The 17909-nt window shown below is 59.6% G+C and carries 12 protein-coding genes; all 12 read left to right on the plus strand.

Features of this window, described 5'->3' with window-relative positions:
* Window positions 1-178 precede the first annotated feature (178 nt).
* Window positions 179-3457, plus strand: coding sequence for a DEAD/DEAH box helicase (locus QOV41_RS14925; RefSeq protein ID WP_284577585.1), 3279 nt, complete (start codon window positions 179-181; stop codon window positions 3455-3457).
* A 99-nt stretch (window positions 3458-3556) separates the two neighbouring features.
* Window positions 3557-4120: a biliverdin-producing heme oxygenase gene (locus tag QOV41_RS14930; RefSeq protein WP_284577587.1), complete on the plus strand. Its 564-nt coding sequence runs from the start codon at window positions 3557-3559 to the stop codon at window positions 4118-4120.
* On the plus strand, window positions 4104-6641 hold the full coding sequence (locus tag QOV41_RS14935; protein WP_284577588.1) for an HWE histidine kinase domain-containing protein: 2538 nt from the start codon (window positions 4104-4106) through the stop codon (window positions 6639-6641). The genes QOV41_RS14930 and QOV41_RS14935 overlap by 17 nt, the downstream gene beginning before the upstream one ends.
* 73 nt (window positions 6642-6714) lie before the next feature.
* Window positions 6715-7656: a diacylglycerol/lipid kinase family protein gene (locus tag QOV41_RS14940; protein ID WP_284577590.1), complete on the plus strand. Its 942-nt coding sequence runs from the start codon at window positions 6715-6717 to the stop codon at window positions 7654-7656.
* Between the two features lie 3 nt (window positions 7657-7659).
* Window positions 7660-8487 carry a metallophosphoesterase family protein gene (locus tag QOV41_RS14945; RefSeq protein ID WP_284577591.1) on the plus strand — a complete coding sequence of 276 codons (828 nt, stop codon included), beginning with the start codon at window positions 7660-7662 and terminating at the stop codon, window positions 8485-8487.
* A gap of 93 nt (window positions 8488-8580) precedes the next feature.
* Entirely contained in the window at window positions 8581-9531 is a 951-nt protein-coding gene (locus QOV41_RS14950) for a class 1 fructose-bisphosphatase (protein ID WP_284577592.1), read from the plus strand.
* Window positions 9532-9614: 83 nt separating this feature from the next.
* On the plus strand, window positions 9615-10886 hold the full coding sequence (locus QOV41_RS14955; protein ID WP_284577593.1) for an AGE family epimerase/isomerase: 1272 nt from the start codon (window positions 9615-9617) through the stop codon (window positions 10884-10886).
* A gap of 54 nt (window positions 10887-10940) precedes the next feature.
* Window positions 10941-11726: an SDR family oxidoreductase gene (locus QOV41_RS14960; protein ID WP_284577594.1), complete on the plus strand. Its 786-nt coding sequence runs from the start codon at window positions 10941-10943 to the stop codon at window positions 11724-11726.
* 44 nt (window positions 11727-11770) lie between these two features.
* Entirely contained in the window at window positions 11771-12586 is an 816-nt protein-coding gene (gene cysQ, locus QOV41_RS14965; protein ID WP_284577595.1) for a 3'(2'),5'-bisphosphate nucleotidase CysQ, read from the plus strand.
* 132 nt (window positions 12587-12718) lie between these two features.
* Window positions 12719-13267 carry a PadR family transcriptional regulator gene (locus QOV41_RS14970; RefSeq protein WP_284577596.1) on the plus strand — a complete coding sequence of 183 codons (549 nt, stop codon included), beginning with the start codon at window positions 12719-12721 and terminating at the stop codon, window positions 13265-13267.
* 14 nt (window positions 13268-13281) lie between these two features.
* Window positions 13282-14547 (plus strand): efflux RND transporter periplasmic adaptor subunit, encoded by a 1266-nt coding sequence (locus QOV41_RS14975; protein WP_284577597.1) that lies wholly within the window; start codon window positions 13282-13284, stop codon window positions 14545-14547.
* A 1-nt stretch (window position 14548) separates the two neighbouring features.
* The gene (locus QOV41_RS14980) at window positions 14549-17872 is read left to right on the plus strand and encodes an efflux RND transporter permease subunit (RefSeq protein WP_284577598.1); all 3324 of its coding nucleotides are present in this window, start codon (window positions 14549-14551) and stop codon (window positions 17870-17872) included.
* Window positions 17873-17909 lie beyond the last annotated feature (37 nt).

Genomic DNA, 17909 nt, shown 5'->3' on the forward strand with positions numbered 1-17909 from the left:
GTCCGTTACGGAACGGCTGCGACCGGAGGACGTTCGATAGCGGCCTTCCGACGAGTCCCAGATGCCTGCAACAAAATCCAAAAATGTCCTTGAACAGCCACGCCGAAGTGATCGGGGCCACCCTGCCGGAGCCGCCGATACGATGCTCAGTGCGCCAACCCAACCACCAGCCTCGGCTATGGCATCGAAATTGGCGGACCTGCTTGGAAGCTCAAAGAATACGGTGCTCTATCTCACCACCAGCGAGCAGCGGGCGGACGACACCGGAGAGGCGCTGCGGTGCTTCGCCCCAGACGCAGAGGTGCTGGTTCTCCCCCCGTGGGATTGCCTACCCTATGACCGAGCCTCCCCCTCACGCGAAGGCATGGGCCGACGTTTGGCGACGCTGCGGCGGCTGCAGAAACCCCAGCAAGAGCGTCCGCGGATCATCGTTGCCCCCGTTGAAGCTGCGCTGCAGAGATTGCCGCCCGCGGCAGCTGTCGAGACGTGCTGGAGTATCTCGACGGGATCACGGCTGAACCGAGAGGAGCTAGAGGCGTTCGGCCGACAGGCGGGATATCTCCTCGACGACCGGGTAGATGAGCCGGGTGAGTTGGCCCTGCTGGGGGAGGTGGTCGACGTCTTCCCGGCTGATGCGGTGAGACCAGTCCGCCTTTGGCTGAGCGAGGACGAGCACGTCACGGACATCAGGACCTATGATCCTGCCACCCAGCTAAGCATAGAAGATCTGGATTGCTTAGAGCTGCTGCCGGCGTCCGAGGTGGTCCTCCCTCAGGGTGTGGAAGAAGCCCGCAGCGCGGGGGCAGAGCATCGCCTCTCTCGGCATTACGAAAGCCTCACGACTCTGTTCCACCTAACGCGAGGTTCACGAATTGTCATTAGCGCCGAGGCCCGTGTCCGCGCCGATGCCATACTCGAGCAAATCGAAGAAGCATACCGCTCTGCCAGAGACTTTGCCGTTGACGCGCACCCCGCGCCTCCAGATGAACTTTACCTTACGCCGACTGAATGGAAGGATGCACTAAAGGGTGCAGAAGCATCGCCGGACTTAGCCGCAGTTAGTGCCCTGCCGGCCTTTATTCGTGAAGCCAATCCGCGGAAGGCCTTCGCTGATTTTGTGAAGCAGCAAGTGGCCGAGGGCGCTTGCTGCGTTCTTGCGGGAACCGCAGAGGAACTTAGTCGCATGGAGCGCCGCTTGAAGCGCTATCGAAAAGAGCTAATCGAGCGCACGGATAGCTGGACAATGGCATTTGGCTCCGCCGCAGGAAGCGTGATCACGCTAGAGGCAGATCTTGGTCATGGCTTCGCGGATCAGGCGAAGGGGCTGGTTCTTGTGACTGCCAGCGATGTGTTCGGCAGCCGCCTGGCAGACAGTCATGTCGCTCCTCAGGAAGTCCTCGGGACACCTGAGTTGAAGGTGGGGGACGTTGTCGTTCACGAGGATCATGGCGTCGGCGTGCTGCAAAGTCTCGAACGCATAGAAGTAGATGGGATTGAACATGACACCATGCGGATCGAATATCATGGCGGTGCATCGCTCCTCGTGCCGGTTGAGGAGTTTGGCAAAGTCTGGCGCTATGGGGCAGATCCAGATGCGGTCAGCCTCGATCGGCTGCATACGGATGCATGGCTAAAGCGGCGGGCAGAGGTGAGCGTTGAGATCGATATGGCTGCCGCGGGGCTAGTTGAACTGGCGACGGAAAGATCAACGGCAACGGCGCCAATCATCCGCCCTCCTCAAGCCGTCTATAACCGGCTCGCGTCGCGCTTCCCATTCGCCGAAACGGCTGATCAAGCAGCCACAATCGAGGCGATCCTGCAGGATCTGGCATCAGGCCACCCTGCCAACCGGCTCGTGTGCGGTGATGTTGGCTTCGGCAAAACCGAGATTGCGCTGCGCGCTGCAGCCGCGGCAGCACTGACCGGACACCAGGTAGCGGTGGTGGCGCCAACAACTGTGCTAGCGCGACAGCACCTTGAAAGTTTCGGGCGGCGCTTTGCCGGCACGGACATCAAAGTGGCACACCTCTCGCGATTGGCATCGAAGGCGGAGGCAGAAACGGTCAAGAATGGCTTGGCCGATGGTTCGGTCCGGATCGTCATCGCCACCCATGCTATTGCCTCAAGCGGGGTGCGCTTCGACGACTTGGGCCTCGTAATCCTCGATGAAGAGCAGCGCTTTGGTGCCCGGTTCAAGCAGCAGATCCACGAGATCGCACCCACGGCACACTTCGTGATGTTGAGCGCCACGCCCATCCCGCGCACGCTGCTGGGAGCTTTGGCAGGTATTCAGGACGTCAGCATCTTGTCGACACCACCAGCGAGACGGCGGCCTGTAAGAACCTTTGTGTGCCCCTTTGACCGTGCCACGGCTAAGACAGCGCTCATGCGTGAACATCGGCGGGGTGGCCAGAGCTTCCTAGTGGTGCCGCGTATCTCGGACATCGAGGAGATGCGGCGGCAACTAGCCGAACTCGTTCCAGACCTCACCGTCCTGGTCGCACATGGAGAGATGGCGGTGGATGCGATTGACAACAACATGGTCTCCTTCGCCAGTGGCGGTGCTGACGTGCTGTTGGCGACCAATATCATTGAGAGTGGGCTCGACGTTCCGCGCGCCAATACCATGCTAGTTTGGCGGCCGGATCGGTTCGGTCTTTCGCAACTGCATCAATTGCGCGGGCGGGTAGGACGAGGCCGCGTGCAAGCCGTGACGTATCTTTTCTCTGATCCGGCTGAAGACCTTTCCGCGGCTGCCCAGGCGCGCCTGGAGACTCTCGTTGCGTACGACAGGCTGGGGGCTGGGCTCCAGATCAGCATGCGGGACCTTGATCAGCGGGGCGGGGGCGACCTGCTGGGCGATGAGCAGTCGGGGCACAGCAAGCTCTTAGGGCAAGGACTTTACCAGCAGCTCATGTCGCGAGCGCTAAGGACAGCACAGGGAGAGGAGCTTGGGCCCCAGTGGCCGGTTCAAACTCACCTCGGGCTCTCAGGAGCCATTCCTCAAGACTATGTTCCTGAAGCAAATGTTCGAATCGGACTCTATTCCCGGGTGCAGCGCGCCGAAAGCGTCAAGGAGTTGCAGCAGTTCAACGAGGAACTGGAGGATCGGTTTGGCGCGCCTCCGCGGGAGGTCGTGAGGCTTCTCAAGTTGCGGGCAATCGCTATCCGCGCGCGACGCCTTGGCATCGAAAGGATCGATGGGGGGCCGTTTGGGCTAGCCTTCACCTTCCGGAAGACGCCTGGACAGGCGCTGCTCGACGAGTGGTTGAAGTTGCAGCCAATTTCACAAAAGGACGATCGAATTCTCGTCGAAGCTCCAACAAAGGATGGTGGGCAGCGGCTTGCACTGGCGCGGAAATACCTGCAGCTCTTCGCCAAGTCCCCCGCCGAGCGGCCACCCCCTTCGCAACAGCGCGCTTCTAAGGGGCGCAGGCAGGCTAGAGCAGAAACGTGACTTGAAAATACGCCCCACATGGCAAAGTTTATCGACGCCTTGCGGGAAGCTGAGTAGTTTCGCCGCCTTTGCACGACTCAAACACGGACGTAAGCTCTCTTGAACTCCACCCTGCGCACTCACCTGCGCAACGCCACTGGCCAGATCCATGCGCAACTGGATGCGCTCGTTGGCGAGTTCAGCGATCTTGCTCGATACAAGATCTACCTGAAGGGGCTCTATGCATTCCGCGCTCCGATAGAGTGGGACATCAGCTCGGCTGATTTGCCGGCAAGCTATGGAGATTGGCGGCCCCGCATGATCGGTTTGGAACTGCGGCAAGACTTGGAGGATCTTCTGGTTGAAGCAGGACGGCCGGAAAGGCTGGCACCAGTTACGGCGCGGTCAGAGTCCTGGTGGGCAGGCACGCTTTACGTACTGGAGGGATCGTCCATCGGCGCCCGCCTCCTCCACCGGCGCGCACACGCGCTTGGGCTCTCAGACGAGCATGGCGCGCGGCACCTTGCTGCACAAACCAGCCGGCGGGACACGTGGCCCACCTTCCTGGGTCTAATCGAAAGCTCAACCGCTATAGACCCAAACATTGCCGGAGAAGCGGCGCAAAACGCCTTCTCCCTGGCCCTCAACGCCTTCGCGAAAGAAGCTGATGTCTGCCACAACTGAGGTCGACCTGACCAATTGCGATCGGGAGCCCATCCATATACCCGGCAGCATACAGCCACATGGGTGCTTGCTCGCGTGCGACATGCGTGCCGAAGCGGTTTTGCGCCATTCGGTAAACGCGTCAGAGATGCTGGAGTGCAGCAACGAGCTCAATGGGTCACGCCTAGGGGATGTGCTGGGACGGGAGAATGCTCACGCCATTCGCAATGCGCTCTCCAGGACTCAGGACCCGCAGCGCGCTAGCTTGCTGTTCGGCATGACCCTGCCGTCTGGCAGGAACTTCGACGTCGCGGTTCATCGCTTCAAAGACCACAGTATTATCGAGCTTGAACCAAGCCAGGGGACGCTCGCTGAGCCGCTCGATCTCGCCCGGTCCATGATCGGCCGCATCACAAACGTAATCTCCGTCGAACGCTTGGTGCGGGACACAGCCAAGCTCATCCATGCGATGTTGGGCTATGATCGGGTGATGGTCTATCAGTTCGACCACGACGGCGCCGGAAAGGTACTGAGCGAGGCCAAACACTCGAAGCTGGAGAGTTTCCTGGGGCAGTATTTTCCGGCAACTGACATCCCCCAGCAAGCGCGTGCACTTTATCTGCAGAACACCATCCGCATTATTTCCGACGCTGATTGCAAGCGCATCCCCGTCGTTCCGGCAAGCGACGCTCTCGGCCAGCCCCTGGATCTGACATTTGCGCATCTTCGTAGTGTCTCTCCTGTCCATTGCGAATACCTCCGCAACATGGGGGTGGGCGCATCGATGTCGATTTCGATCATCGTGGATGGGGCGCTCTGGGGACTGATCGCCTGCCACCACTACAGTCCACGGACTCTGACGATGTCCGAGCGCGTTGCCGCCGAAATGTTCGGCGAATTCTTCTCCCTGCAATTAAGCGTCTTGCAGCAAAAGCGCACCCTGGACATGGCTACCAATGCCAGAGCAGCGCTCGACCGCTTCCTGCGCCATGCCACGCGCGCCAATAGTATCAGCGAAACGCTGCGAGAACGTCTGTCAGACTTCCGCGAGCTCATTCCCTGCGATGGCATCGGGCTGTGGCTTGATGGCCAGTGGGCGGCAATGGGCGACACGCCGCCTGAGCACGCAATTGGAGGGTTAACTGCACTTGCCGCCGAAGTAAGCGAAGGTCGCATCTGGTCGACGAACCGCCTGGCGGAAACTGCTCAGGGCGCGGAAGAGTACGCGGGAATGGCAGCTGGCATGCTGATTGTCCCTTTGTCCCAGCGTCCTCGCGATTATCTGTTCTTTTTCCGCAAGGAAGTTGCCCAGACCCTCAATTGGGCAGGCAATCCAGAAAAGACCTATACGACCGGTCCGTTGGGGGACCGGCTTACCCCCCGCAAGAGCTTCGCCATCTGGAAGGAAACAGTACACCTGCAGTCCCTCCCCTGGACTGAGGACGAGCGTCAGTTTGCCGAGGCGGCTCGTGCGGCTCTGGCCGAATTGGTGCTGCAGCAAAGCGAACTGCTTGCGGATGAGCGCGAGAAGGAAGAAGCGCGTCGTCGAATGCTCAATGGCGAGCTCAACCACCGGGTCAAGAATATCTTGGCGGTCATCAAGTCTCTAGTGGGACGACCGAGCGAAGGAACTGAAAGTCTAGAGCACTATGCCAATGCCCTGCGCGGGCGTATTCAGGCACTCGCCACCGCGCACGACCAGATCGCTAGGGGCGATGGGGGGGACTTGCGGGACCTTCTGAACGCTGAACTCGCCCCCTACCGCGACAGCGGCGAGAGGGTCCAGCTCAAAGGCCTGCCAGTCTGTCTTGCGCCTCGTGCCTTCTCGGTCATGGCCCTGGTGCTGCACGAATTGTCCACAAATGCGGTGAAGTACGGTGCGCTCTCCCAGTCAGGCGGCGCGCTGACTGTGCGGTGGCAGATGGAGGACGGGGGCGGCTGTTTGATCCATTGGACGGAAAGCGGTGGACCGGTGGTGACACCGCCAGAGAAGCAAGGATTTGGGACCATGCTGATCGGTCGCAGCGTACCTCACGATCTCGGCGGCGAAACCCAGGTCCACTATCGTCCCGATGGTCTAGAGGTGCGCTTTTTGATCCCGGCACAATTTGTTTTCAGGAGGGATGCGGAGGAGATCGATCCTGTGGCAGCGCCCGCGGGTGACGAGACAAGCGCTACCAGTCTGGCTGGTCGATCGGTGATGATCGTGGAGGACCAGGTGCTTATCGCCATGGACCTCGAGATGATGCTGAGTGAGGCAGGCATGTCGGTCGTGACAGCCGCCTCCGTGAGAGAGTCCTTGAACAAGGTACAGGAGCATGCACTCGACGCCGCCATTCTCGACTTCAACCTAGGTGAAGAGAGTTCCCTGCAGGTTGCTGAGGAGCTGCAGCGACGAGGCGTCCCGTTCGCCTTCGCTAGCGGCTACGGTGATCATGGGGCACTCCCGGAGACCATGAGTCATGTGCCCATGGTTGCTAAACCCTATGAGCCGGCCGCCATTCTTAGAACACTAGCAGAGGTCCTCGCCAATCATCGCTGAAGCTTGAGGTCACTGTGAACCAATCGGGGACGGTTCCGTTGTGTCGGACAGTTGATCTCCGGTCCCCCATCCCATGTCCCGAAGCTACTACGTCATCTTCAATGCCAATGCCGGCACGGCCCTCGGCATGGGGCTGACCGCCGATCGGCTACAAGAGGAATTTCGGGCGGCAGGTCTCAACGCCACGATCAATGCGGATGTTAATGACTCGATGGAGCAGCGGATCACCAAGGCGATCGCCAGCGAAGCGGAGGTCATTGTGGCCGCCGGAGGCGACGGCACCATTACCACGGTCGCCAATGCGGTCATCGACACGAACAAAATACTGGCCATCCTCCCGCTCGGCACGGTGAACGCACTGGCCAAGGACATGCACATCCCCCTTGCTACAGCTGAAGCCGTAGCGGCGCTTGGTCGCTCCGAGATACACAAGATTGACGCGGGAGAGGTCAATGGCCAGGTATTTCTCCACAAGGTAGTGGTTGGGCTGGTACCCGCCATGGCCGCCGGTCGGGAGTTTATACGTGGGCGGGAAAGCTGGGGGGCGCGACTAGCTTTACTACGCTACTTTGCTCGACGTATCGTCCGTACCAAGCGAATGGCCGTTGCCATCGAAATGCCCGATGGCGAGCGCCGAGTTGAGCGCATCCATTCCCTCGCCGTCGCCAGCAATGAATACGATGAGGCTTTCGGGCACCTGCTGTCACGGGCACGGCTCGATACGGGGACTTTGACGCTTTACGTCTTCAAACATCTCAACTTCCTTGAGGTCCTCCGCCTGGCCGGAGGAATGGTCCTGGGGCGCTGGCGAGACGCCGAGTCACTGCGATTGGAGAAGGTCAAATCAGTAACCATCGACAGCCACAAGCGGCTGCTCAAGGTGATGTTCGATGGGGATGTGCGCTCGTTGGAAACGCCGCTTCACTTCCGCATCCGCCCTCAAGCATTGGCAGTACTAGTGCCACCCGAAGCTGAAGGGGTGCACGAGGTACCGGCGGCGACAAGCTTAGGATAAGCAATGAGACTGGTCCATATTTCCGATCTTCATTTTGGGCACCATGATCCACTGCTCGCCGAGGGCTTAGCGGGGGATATTGAGGCACAGGCTCCTGACCTCATCATCGCCAGCGGCGACTTCACCCAAGTCGGTACCAAAGCAGAGTTCGAGCAGGCGCGTGCCTTTCTCGACATGCTGACGCCGCCGGTTTTCGCCGTTCCAGGCAATCACGACGTACCGGCCATCAACATCTTCAAGCGTTTTCTCGATCCCTATGGGCTTTATAAGCGGTACATCCACCCCGAGCTCGAGCCACTTCTTGAAATGGGCGGCGTGGCTTTCGCCGGGATCAAGACGTCGCGGCGCCTAAGGCTCGAGTGGAACTGGGGCCACGGGACCATTTCACGGCATCAACTCGATGCTCTTGAAGAGCGGTTCGCCAAGACGTCACCAGATGCGATCAGGGTGGTTGTCGCACATCATCCGCTGCTCTTTCCAGACTCGCCGATGATGCAAAAAACGAAACTGGTGAAGCGGGCCGATGTGGCTTTAGAAACCTTCTCCCGCCTTGGCGTGCGGCTAGTTCTCTCAGGTCACTTCCATCTCTCTTATGTCCGCAAGCATGAGTACACAGGAGCGGTAAAGGAAGGATCGCCGGTGGGGTTACGGAAGTCGGCGGTAGCCCCCATTCTTATCGCGCAGGCCTCGTCCACCATCTCCACCCGCCTGCGCGGAGAACCGAACGCTTACAACCTCATCGACATCAATCCCGATCGCATTACCATCACGGTACGAGAGTGGCGCGAGGGAACATGGTTCACGCGCGAGCGGGAATCCGAGCCGACTTAAACGATCCGCCGCGACCGCTCCACCCAAAGTCGGCCTTGCTTCATCCCTCCGCTTAGGGAGAGTTAGAAGGCCCTTTTCTGCCTGGAGTGAAACATGACCTCTCTCGCCGACTGGCTCGCCGGCCAATCCGTCGACCCCAAACTGGCCTCGACCGTAGCAAGCATGGCTGCCGCCAGCGTAGAAATCGCCGGCGTGCTACGGCAAGCCGCGATCAAGGGGCAGGTTGTTCTCGCCTCTGGGACCAATGTGCAAGGCGAACAGCAGAAGGCTCTGGACGTCATCTCGAACGACATAGTTCTCAAGCACTTGCGGGAGAATGCCGCGGTCTCGATTCTGATCTCGGAGGAACTAGAGGAAGCCGTTCATCTGTCGAATGACGGTAAGTACATCATTGCTACCGATCCGCTCGACGGCTCTTCCAACCTCGACGTCAACGTTACAGTCGGCACGATTTTTTCCGTGCTGGACGCAGGCAAGGGCATGCTGCAGCCCGGCTCAGCACAGCTCGCAGCGGCCTACACGGCCTATGGCCCGGCGACCAATCTCGTGCTCACCTTTGGAACAAGCGTGGCCGTGTTCACGCTAGACGATGTTGGAGTGTTCCAGCTCACGGACGACGAGGTGGAGGTCCCCCCTGCGACATCAGAGTTTGCCATCAACACGGCGCGTGAGCGGTTCTGGGATGAGGCGACGACCACCTATGTGCGCGAGAATGTCGTCGGCGAAAGCGGCCGTGCCGGTAAGCGCTACAATATGCGGTGGGTGGGATCGATGGTGGCGGACGTGCACCGGATTCTCATGCGCGGCGGCATCTTCCTTTATCCGCTTGATAGCGAAACTGTAACCAAGGGCGGGCGCTTGCGTCTGCTCTACGAAGCCAATCCAATGGCCATGCTGATCGAGACCGCTGGTGGTCGCTCAACCACGGGGAAGCAAGGCATTTTGGACGTAGTTCCAACAGCAATCCACCAGCGGGTTCCGGTTATTCTGGGCTCCGCGGAGGAAGTGCAGCGGGTGGAGCAGCTCTACTCCACTAGCGGCTAGACGCATTTGCAACGTTCTCGTCGGCCCATTATACGGGAGCCGCATAACAACATGCCGGCGCCCGTTGCCGGCTGGGAGCCAGCATGACCGACGCCATCCCTGACCTGCCCCGCACCAATTCAAGCCCATGGAGCCAGCGCCCTTTCCATCGTCAGTACCTGATGCGGCAGTCGAACAACCTCTTCGACTTCTTCCAGGCGGCCTCGATTAACAAGAATGGTGGCTTTTTCGAACTCGATGACGAGGGGCGCCCTCTTGATGGGGACAATCCCGTTCGCGCCATCCACGCTACAACGCGGATGGTGCACTGCTTCGCCATCGGCAGTCTGATCGGGCGACCAGGATCAGACGAGATCGTCGATCACGGTATGCGCTATGTCTGGGAGCAACATCGCGACCAAAAGAATGGCGGTTATATTTGGTCCCTAGATGGGAACGGACCCAAGGACAACAGCAAGCAAGGTTATGGGCACGCCTTCGTGCTGCTTGCCGCATCCAGTGCCAAACTGGTGGGGCATCCCCTCGCAGATCGAATGCTGGCGGATGTAACAGATGTCATTGTCCGCCGCTTCTGGGACGAGCATCGGGGCGCCATCCGGGAAGAGTTCGCCAATAACTGGTCCGAGATCAGCACATATCGCGGCCAGAACTCCAACATGCATCTTACCGAGGCGCTGATGGCGGCCTTCGAGGCCACCGGCGAGAAGATGTATCTCGATATGGCCGAACGCATCGCTGATCTCGTTATCCGGCAGCATGCCGTGCCGCTGGGGCATCGCGTTGCCGAGCACTTCGACGAGAACTGGACGCTCGACAAGGATTATCTGGGCTCCGAGATGTTCCGGCCGGCCGGCACCACTCCTGGACATTGGCTTGAATGGGCAAGGCTGCTCTACCAGTTGTGGACCCTTGGGGAGAAGCGGCTCTCATGGCTGACGGACGCTGCGCGCCAATTGTTTCAGCAAGCGGTTGCGCTGGGTTGGGATGACGTTAACGGCGGCTTCTTCTATACGCTAGACTGGAACAATCAGCCCGTTATGCGGGAAAAACTCTGGTGGCCTGTTGCCGAGGCTATCGGCGCTGCCGCTTTCCTGACCGCCTACGACCGAGACGATTATTTCCAGACTTGGTATCGCAAGCTCTGGGATTATGCGGAAAACCACGTGATCGATCACCAGCGGGGCGGCTGGCGGAGCGAACTGACCGAAGACCTGCAGCCAAGCTCGCGACTCTTTGTGGGCAAGCCCGACATCTATCACGCGTTACAGGCCTGCCTAATTCCGCTCTATCCAGCTACTGGAAGCCTCACAAAGGCAATCATCGAGGCTGACCACACTGATAAGTTCGCGCGTTAAGCGGACCAACCATCCTCATCTTCGCGCGTTGTTGGGCGAAACGGAGGTATCAGGATGAGCGAGCTAGATGGCAAGGTGGCGCTGGTTACGGGCGCCGGTTCGGGCATCGGCAAGGCCTCGGCTCTAGCACTCGGCCGAGCCGGCGCTACGGTAGTCGTGATGAGCCGCACGGCGGACGAAGTAGAGCAGACTGCAAAGGAGATCCGGGACGCGGGTGGCAGGGCCCAGGCGCTGACCGCCGACACCTCCGATGACGCCGCGATGCAGCAATTGTTCGAGCAGATGATCGGCGAACACAAGCGGCTCGACATTGTGCTCGCCAACGCCGGCATTAACGGCGTCTGGGCTCCTATTGAGGACCTCAAACCGGAAGAATTCGACAAAACCATCGCGGTTAACCTGCGTGGAACATTTCTGACCATCCACTACGCCGTGCCGCATCTCATCAAGGCAGGTGGCGGATCAATCGTCGTTGTCTCCTCGATCAACGGGACCCGTACGTTCACCAGCCCGGGTGCTACCGCCTATTCGATCACCAAGGCTGGCCAACTGGCGATGGTGCAGCAATTAGCGCTGGAGCTAGGTGATCGAGGCATTCGCATCAACGCTATCTGCCCCGGCAAGATAGAGTCGGAAATCTCGGACAACACGCAGCAGCGTGGCGCAGAAGAGACGCAAGTGCCGGTTGAATTCCCCCAAGGCGATATTCCGCTGACCGGTGGAGAAGCCGGGAAAGCCGAAGATGTAGCGGAACTAGTGCTATTCCTGGCCTCTGACCGGTCCCGGCATATCACAGGAACCCCAGTGTGGATCGACGGCGGCCAGAGCTTGTTGCGCTAGCTCCGGCTCCCGCGTAGAGGGGCGGCATCAAACAATGGTGCCGCATGACACGCCGTTCTACCGATTTCACCAGTACAGCCCTGCAGGCGGCGATCGAAGCTGCACGCCTGATCATGGAGGTCTATGCGCGCCCAATTTCCACAGAGCTCAAAGCTGATGGTTCACCCGTGACGGAGGCAGACGGCGCCGCTGAAGCCGTCATTCTTCAGCATCTGGCGCCACTTGGACTTCCGGTTCTTGGCGAGGAGAGCGTCGCAGCCGGCATGATCCCCGACTTAGGCGAACGGTATTTCGTAGTCGACCCGCTGGACGGAACCAAGGAATTCATCAAGCGCAACGGCGAGTTCACCGTAAACATCGCTCTGGTGGAGAGCGGCTTCCCCGTGATGGGAGTGGTGCTTGCACCGGCGACGGGAGAAGCCTTCGTGGGTGACCTCAATGGCGCATATACATGCCGCATCGAAGATGGGGTAGCGAGTGAGAAGCGTTCGATAACAGTTGCTCCAGGCGGGCCTATCCGGATTGTCGCCAGTCGTTCGCACGGCCACGCTGCTCTGGCCCAGTTGTGCGACACCATGCAAGTGCAGGAAGATGTGTCGGTTGGATCATCGCTGAAGTTCTGTCTGCTGGCACGAGGAGATGCGCAGCTTTATCCGCGCTTCACACCCACATGCGAGTGGGACACCGCTGCCGGACAAGCGGTGCTGGAGGCCGCCGGCGGCAGCGTAGTTACGCTCGATGGCGAACGCCTGCACTATGGGAAGGGCGGCTCGGACTTCCTTAACCCGTTCTTTGTAGCTGCAGCCGACGAGGCGCTCGCCCAGCGCGCGGCCGCGTTGATCCGGCAGTTGCTCACCTAAACACCTGCCATGCAATCTGATCTTAACTGATCTACCCTCTTTCGAGGGCCGTACAACTTGCGCACATGACGGTCGTGCATATATAGACCCGACATATATCAACCCGGCATAGGTGCCGGCGGAGCCGCGCGCATGAATGTACGAACCCTTTGCCTTTCTATCCTCCATGAGGGGGAGACGACCGGGTATGAAATCCGGCGCCTCTGTGTGGAGGGCAATTGTTCATACTTCATCGAAGCGAGCTTTGGCTCTATCTACCCTGCCCTCGCCAAGCTCGAGGACGAGGGACTGGTTACCAGCCGTACAGAACAACAAGATGGCAAGCCGGCAAAAAAGGTCTACTCGATCACCGAGGCCGGACGCGCAGCATTTGCGCAGCATCTATCAGAGCCGCTCGGCGACGATATGTTCCGCAGTCCCTTCCTGCTGTTTGCCCGTTTTGCCCACATTCTGCCGCCGGATTTGGTGGAAACGAGGTTGCAAGACTATCTCGAGCGCACCCGCGAAAGGCGGCAACACCTCGAAGAAGCTGCCAGTGAGCGGAGCCTCAATGCGTCGGATGCATGGGTGGTAAACTACGGAAGGGCCATTGCAGACGTTGCAGAGAAGTACCTGCAGGCCCATATGGACGAATTGATCACATTGGCGCGAGCCGAGCCAAACAAAAAAGCGGCTGAGTAAGGGGCGAACTCAAGATGCGTGCACTATTTTCCTATGGCGTTGCCTTTCTGATCTTGCTTGGCGCCGGGGCTTGGCTCGCCACGGGAACGCTGGTTATCGGCGGAAATGGGCCCGGAAATGGAGAACGCCCAATCATCTCCGTGCTGGAAGGTGAGGAACACGGACCGATCCATGACACGCTGGCAGACGCTGGAGTTCTGGCGGAGCACCCGAAGCCCGAAGTAGACCCTAGTCTCACTATTGCTCAGCGCCAGCAAGTTGCAGCGAATGCTGATCGCTCCCTGCAGGCTGTCCGTACGGTGCGCTATACCGCGGCAGCAATGCCCATCGAGGTGCCCCTGCGTGGGCGTACCCAAGCGAGAGCCATCGTAAGCGCCGTTGGCGAAACGCAAGGCACAGTGGCGGAGGTTCACGTCACCAAAGGGGAGCGCGTGGAGGCGGGGGACCCGCTCTGCACTCTCGATCAGGGTACCCGGGCTGCTGCGGTCACCCAAGCAGAAGCCAGCCTTGCGCAAGCGGAAGTTGCTCTGGAACAAGCCCAGTTGGAATTTGAAACCAACGCAAGCCTGCGCGAACGCGGTCTTGCTGCAGAAAACACGGCAAACCAAGCTCAGGTAGGCCTGAGCTCGGCTCGAGCACAGGTCACCGCTGCGCAGGCGCAGGTAGATAATGCACGCGCCGAGCTGGAGCGCACCGTCATTTCAGCACGCGTACCTGGACTTGTTCAAGACCCTGTAGCCACCGTCGGCTCGATGCTGGGCCAGGGAACGCCGTGCGCAACGATCGTCCAGCTTGATCCGATTGTCTTCAGCGGCATGGTACCCGAGGCGCACATCAATCTCGCTAAGGTGGGTCTAGATGCGGTCATCAAAACCGTAACCGGCCATACCGCCGAAGGAGAAGTGACCTACATTGCGTCACAGGCCGACAACGCCACGCGTGCTTTCCCCGTCGAGATCGAAATCCCTAACGAGGACTATGCGATCCGGGACGGCGTCACTGCCGAGGCCGTAGTCAATATCGGCACGGCGCCAGGGCACCTGTTGCCGCAATCGGTGCTGACGCTGGACGATGAGGGAACACTCGGCGTCCGCACTGTGGAAGATGGTGTCGTGGCCTTCCATCCCATCACGATCGTTAGCGACACGCGTCAAGGCGTCTGGGTCTCAGGCCTGCCTGCCATTGCCGACGTCATTACCGTCGGCCAGGAAAACGTATCAGCGGGACAAGCGGTAGCTGCCTCGCCAGTGGATGCTCCCGCGATCGAGGAAGGCGCCTGACATGCTCGATTTCATCGAAAAAATTCTGAGAATGCCGCGCGTCGTCCTGACCATCATGGTGATCATGGTGGCGGCCGGAGTCTCGGCCTATGTGTCGCTGCCCAAGGAGAGTTTCCCGGCAATCGATGTGCCGTATCTCTACGTTTCGATCAGCCAGACGGGCGTTTCGCCCAGAGACGCGGAGAATTTGCTCGCCAAGCCCGCCGAAGAGGAGCTCGCCACGCTCCCAGGCCTGGTCAATATCAACTCGACATCGACCACCGGCCATGCGTCGGTTTTTCTCGAGTTCGATATCAACACCGACAAGGACCAAGCACTGCAGGATACGCGCGCCCGAATGGACGCACTGCGCGCGGAATTGCCAGAAGACGCGAACGATCCCAGCGTACATGAAGTCGATCTCGTTGGTCAGCCGATCATATCAGTGGCCATTTATGGCAGCGCCCCGGAAAAGGAGCTCGTGCGCCGAGCCGAGGAGTTGCAGGACTCCCTAGAAGGGATTGCAGAAGTACGCGAGGCGGTGCTTTCCGGTGCGCGTGAGGAAGTCCTCGAGGTGAGGATCGATCTGCTGCGTCTTGAAGCCTATGGGCTCACAGCCAATCAGCTCTTCGATGCGCTGAACCGCAACAATATGGTGGTGCCCGGCGGCACTCTGAACACGGGACAGGGCTCGTTTAATATCGAGGTTCCTGGCCTTATCACCACTGCGAAGGATGTTTATGAGCTGCCGCTCAAGACCGACGGCAATACCGTCGTCACCTTCGGCGACGTGGCGACCATCACCCGCACTTTGGAAGACGCAACTGAATATACTCAGGTAAATGGCTCTCCAGCCATGATCCTGGGCATTTCCAAGAAGCTTGGCACGAACATCATCGATGTATCGGACAAGGTACGAGCAACCACCGCTGAATTGGCAGAAACCTGGCCCGAAGGCGTGGAGTACAGCTTCTTCCTGGACCAGGCTGAAACGACCACCAGCATGTTCCGCTCGTTGGAAGCGGCTGTTCTGACAGCTGTGGCACTGGTGCTGATCACCTGCGTGGCGACATTAGGCGTTCGCCCAGCCATCATGATTGGCCTCTCAATCCCGCTGTCGTTCATGATGGCGTTTCTGGTAGCTCAGATGCTCGGCATGACCATCAACATGATGGTCATGTTCGGCCTCGTGATCGCTGTTGGTGTGCTCGTCGACGACCCAGTCGTGGTCGTGGAATATGCCGAGCGCAAGTTGCAGGAGGGGGTTTCCAAGAAGGAAGCCTTCATCCTAGCGGTACGCAAGATGTTCGTGCCCGTCGTCGGTGCTACCGCCACAACGCTGGGGGCATTCGTGCCCCTGCTGTTCTGGCCGGGGATCATCGGCAAGTTCATGAGTTACCTGCCGATGATCGTGATCATTGTCATGGTAGCTTCGCTAATCTCTGCCCTCATTTTCATGCCTGTCATCGGTGCTGCGATCGCCTCCACGCATGTGGACCAGAAGGCAAAGGAAGCCGCTGACATCGTTATGTACGCGGACAAGTTCGACTCCCGGAAAGTCCGTGGCGTGACGGGCGTCTATGTCCGGGTGCTTGAAAAGCTTTTGCGGTGGCCCTTGCCGACCCTTGTGGTGGGTTTTGGCATCATTGCTGCGATCTTTGTCACCTACGCACAGAACCCCACCGGTAGTGAAGCTTTCCCGGCCTCTGAACCGGAATACGCGACCGTGGCCGTGGTCGGGCGAGGCAACTACTCGCCCGAAGAGATCCGCGACATGCTGATGCAGGTCGAGGCAGAGCTGATGCAGGTCCAGGGGATCCAGGACGTGATCATGCAGTTCGGCTCGACCGGTGCTTTCGGCTCGACGCCACCCGACACGATTGGCAACTTCCAGTTGCAACTAATGGATTACAACCACCGCGTGAGGGCCGAGGAAATCTTCAGCGACATCCGTGAGCGTGTTGCCGGGTTCGCAGGGCTCGACATCCAGGTGCTTGCCGCCGAGAGCGGCCCGCCGGCTGGTAAAGACATAAATATGCGGGTGGAAAGCACCAGCTATGATGATCTGGTGCCGGTCGTCGCCGCCATTCGTAGCCACCTTGAGTCGTTGCCCAACACGGTCGATATCGAAGACGGCCGCCCCTCCCCTGGGATCGATTGGCAAATAACAATCGACCGAAACGAGGCTGGACGATACGGCATAGGCGTGCGTGAGTTGGCGCCCTACGTTCAGCTCGTCACCTCGGGCGTGAACCTTGGTACCTATCGCGACGCGGAAACCGGTGAAGAGTTGGACATCAAAGTTCGGCTTCCCGAAGACGAGCGCACCTTTGACGCGCTCGATTCAATGCGCATCGCAACCGCAAATGGCCTTATTCCGGTCAGCAACTTCATTGACCGCACAGCGGTGCCGAAGGTGGCAAGTATCGAGCGGCGAAACCAAGTCTATGTCATGCCGGTAGCCGCCGGTCTGGCGAACCTGCCCGAGGACGTCTATGCAGCTGATGTGGTTGAGGAGGTCCAGGCTTGGATCGCCGAGCAGGACTTTCCCGATACGGTGACGGTAGCCTTCGGTGGCGCGGAAGAACAGATGGGCGACGCCAACGCGTTCATCATGCAGGCTTTCGGCATGGCGATGTTCCTGATCTTCTTTGTGCTGCTGCTCGAGTACAACAGTTTCTATCAGGTGATGGTGACCCTCACGACCGTCATTATGTCGGTGGCTGGCGTGCTGCTGGGCATGCTGATCACGGGTATGAGCTTCTCGGCCATTATGACCGGGCTGGGCATCGTGGCGCTGGCGGGCATTGTGGTGAAGAACGGCATCGTCCTGATCGACACCTATAACGACTACCATCGCCATCAGGGTGTCGAGGCGGTGAAGGCCATGCTGCTTACTGCTGCCCAGCGTGTTCGACCGGTGCTATTGACGGCGTTCCTGACGGCTTTGGGCGTGATCCCGATGTGGGCAAATGTGGAGTTCGACTTCCTCCGCCGCGAGATCGTGGTGGGCGGCATCGCTGGCTCCTGGTTCATCCACCTCTCGGCGGCACTGGTCTCGGGTCTTTTCTTCTCCACGGCGCTGACGCTGATCATGGTTCCGGTGATGATCACCGCTCCAAGCGTAATGTGGAGCCAGATCAAGTGGACCGGACATCAGTTCGGTCGATTTGGCCGGTTCGTGACCGGTCGCGGTGGTCAGTCAGCCCAGGCCGTGCCTGCTGGCTTCGATGGCATGGCGCTGGAGATCCCGGCGGATGCCGATGGCTCTCGCCGCTACATCGTCAGTCCGGACGCGGGTCTAAAGAACAACGAGCGGCCCGATCGCCCCGAAGCGGCCGAGTGAGGCCAAGAAGCACGACAGGCCCGCAGCGATGCGGGCC

This window comes from Devosia sp. RR2S18, assembly GCF_030177755.1.
Lineage (GTDB): Bacteria > Pseudomonadota > Alphaproteobacteria > Rhizobiales > Devosiaceae > Devosia > Devosia rhizosphaerae.

Bases quoted from the DNA above. Each gene is read 5' to 3' on its own strand.
- QOV41_RS14925 (WP_284577585.1), top strand. From the start codon at position 179: ATGGCATCGAAATTGGCGGACCTGCTTGGAAGCTCAAAGAATACGGTG.
- QOV41_RS14935 (WP_284577588.1), top strand. From the start codon at position 4,104: ATGTCTGCCACAACTGAGGTCGACCTGACCAATTGCGATCGGGAGCCC.
- QOV41_RS14940 (WP_284577590.1), top strand. From the start codon at position 6,715: ATGTCCCGAAGCTACTACGTCATCTTCAATGCCAATGCCGGCACGGCC.
- QOV41_RS14945 (WP_284577591.1), top strand. From the start codon at position 7,660: ATGAGACTGGTCCATATTTCCGATCTTCATTTTGGGCACCATGATCCA.
- QOV41_RS14950 (WP_284577592.1), top strand. From the start codon at position 8,581: ATGACCTCTCTCGCCGACTGGCTCGCCGGCCAATCCGTCGACCCCAAA.
- QOV41_RS14955 (WP_284577593.1), top strand. From the start codon at position 9,615: ATGACCGACGCCATCCCTGACCTGCCCCGCACCAATTCAAGCCCATGG.
- QOV41_RS14960 (WP_284577594.1), top strand. From the start codon at position 10,941: ATGAGCGAGCTAGATGGCAAGGTGGCGCTGGTTACGGGCGCCGGTTCG.
- cysQ (WP_284577595.1), top strand. From the start codon at position 11,771: ATGACACGCCGTTCTACCGATTTCACCAGTACAGCCCTGCAGGCGGCG.
- QOV41_RS14970 (WP_284577596.1), top strand. From the start codon at position 12,719: ATGAATGTACGAACCCTTTGCCTTTCTATCCTCCATGAGGGGGAGACG.
- QOV41_RS14975 (WP_284577597.1), top strand. From the start codon at position 13,282: ATGCGTGCACTATTTTCCTATGGCGTTGCCTTTCTGATCTTGCTTGGC.
- QOV41_RS14980 (WP_284577598.1), top strand. From the start codon at position 14,549: ATGCTCGATTTCATCGAAAAAATTCTGAGAATGCCGCGCGTCGTCCTG.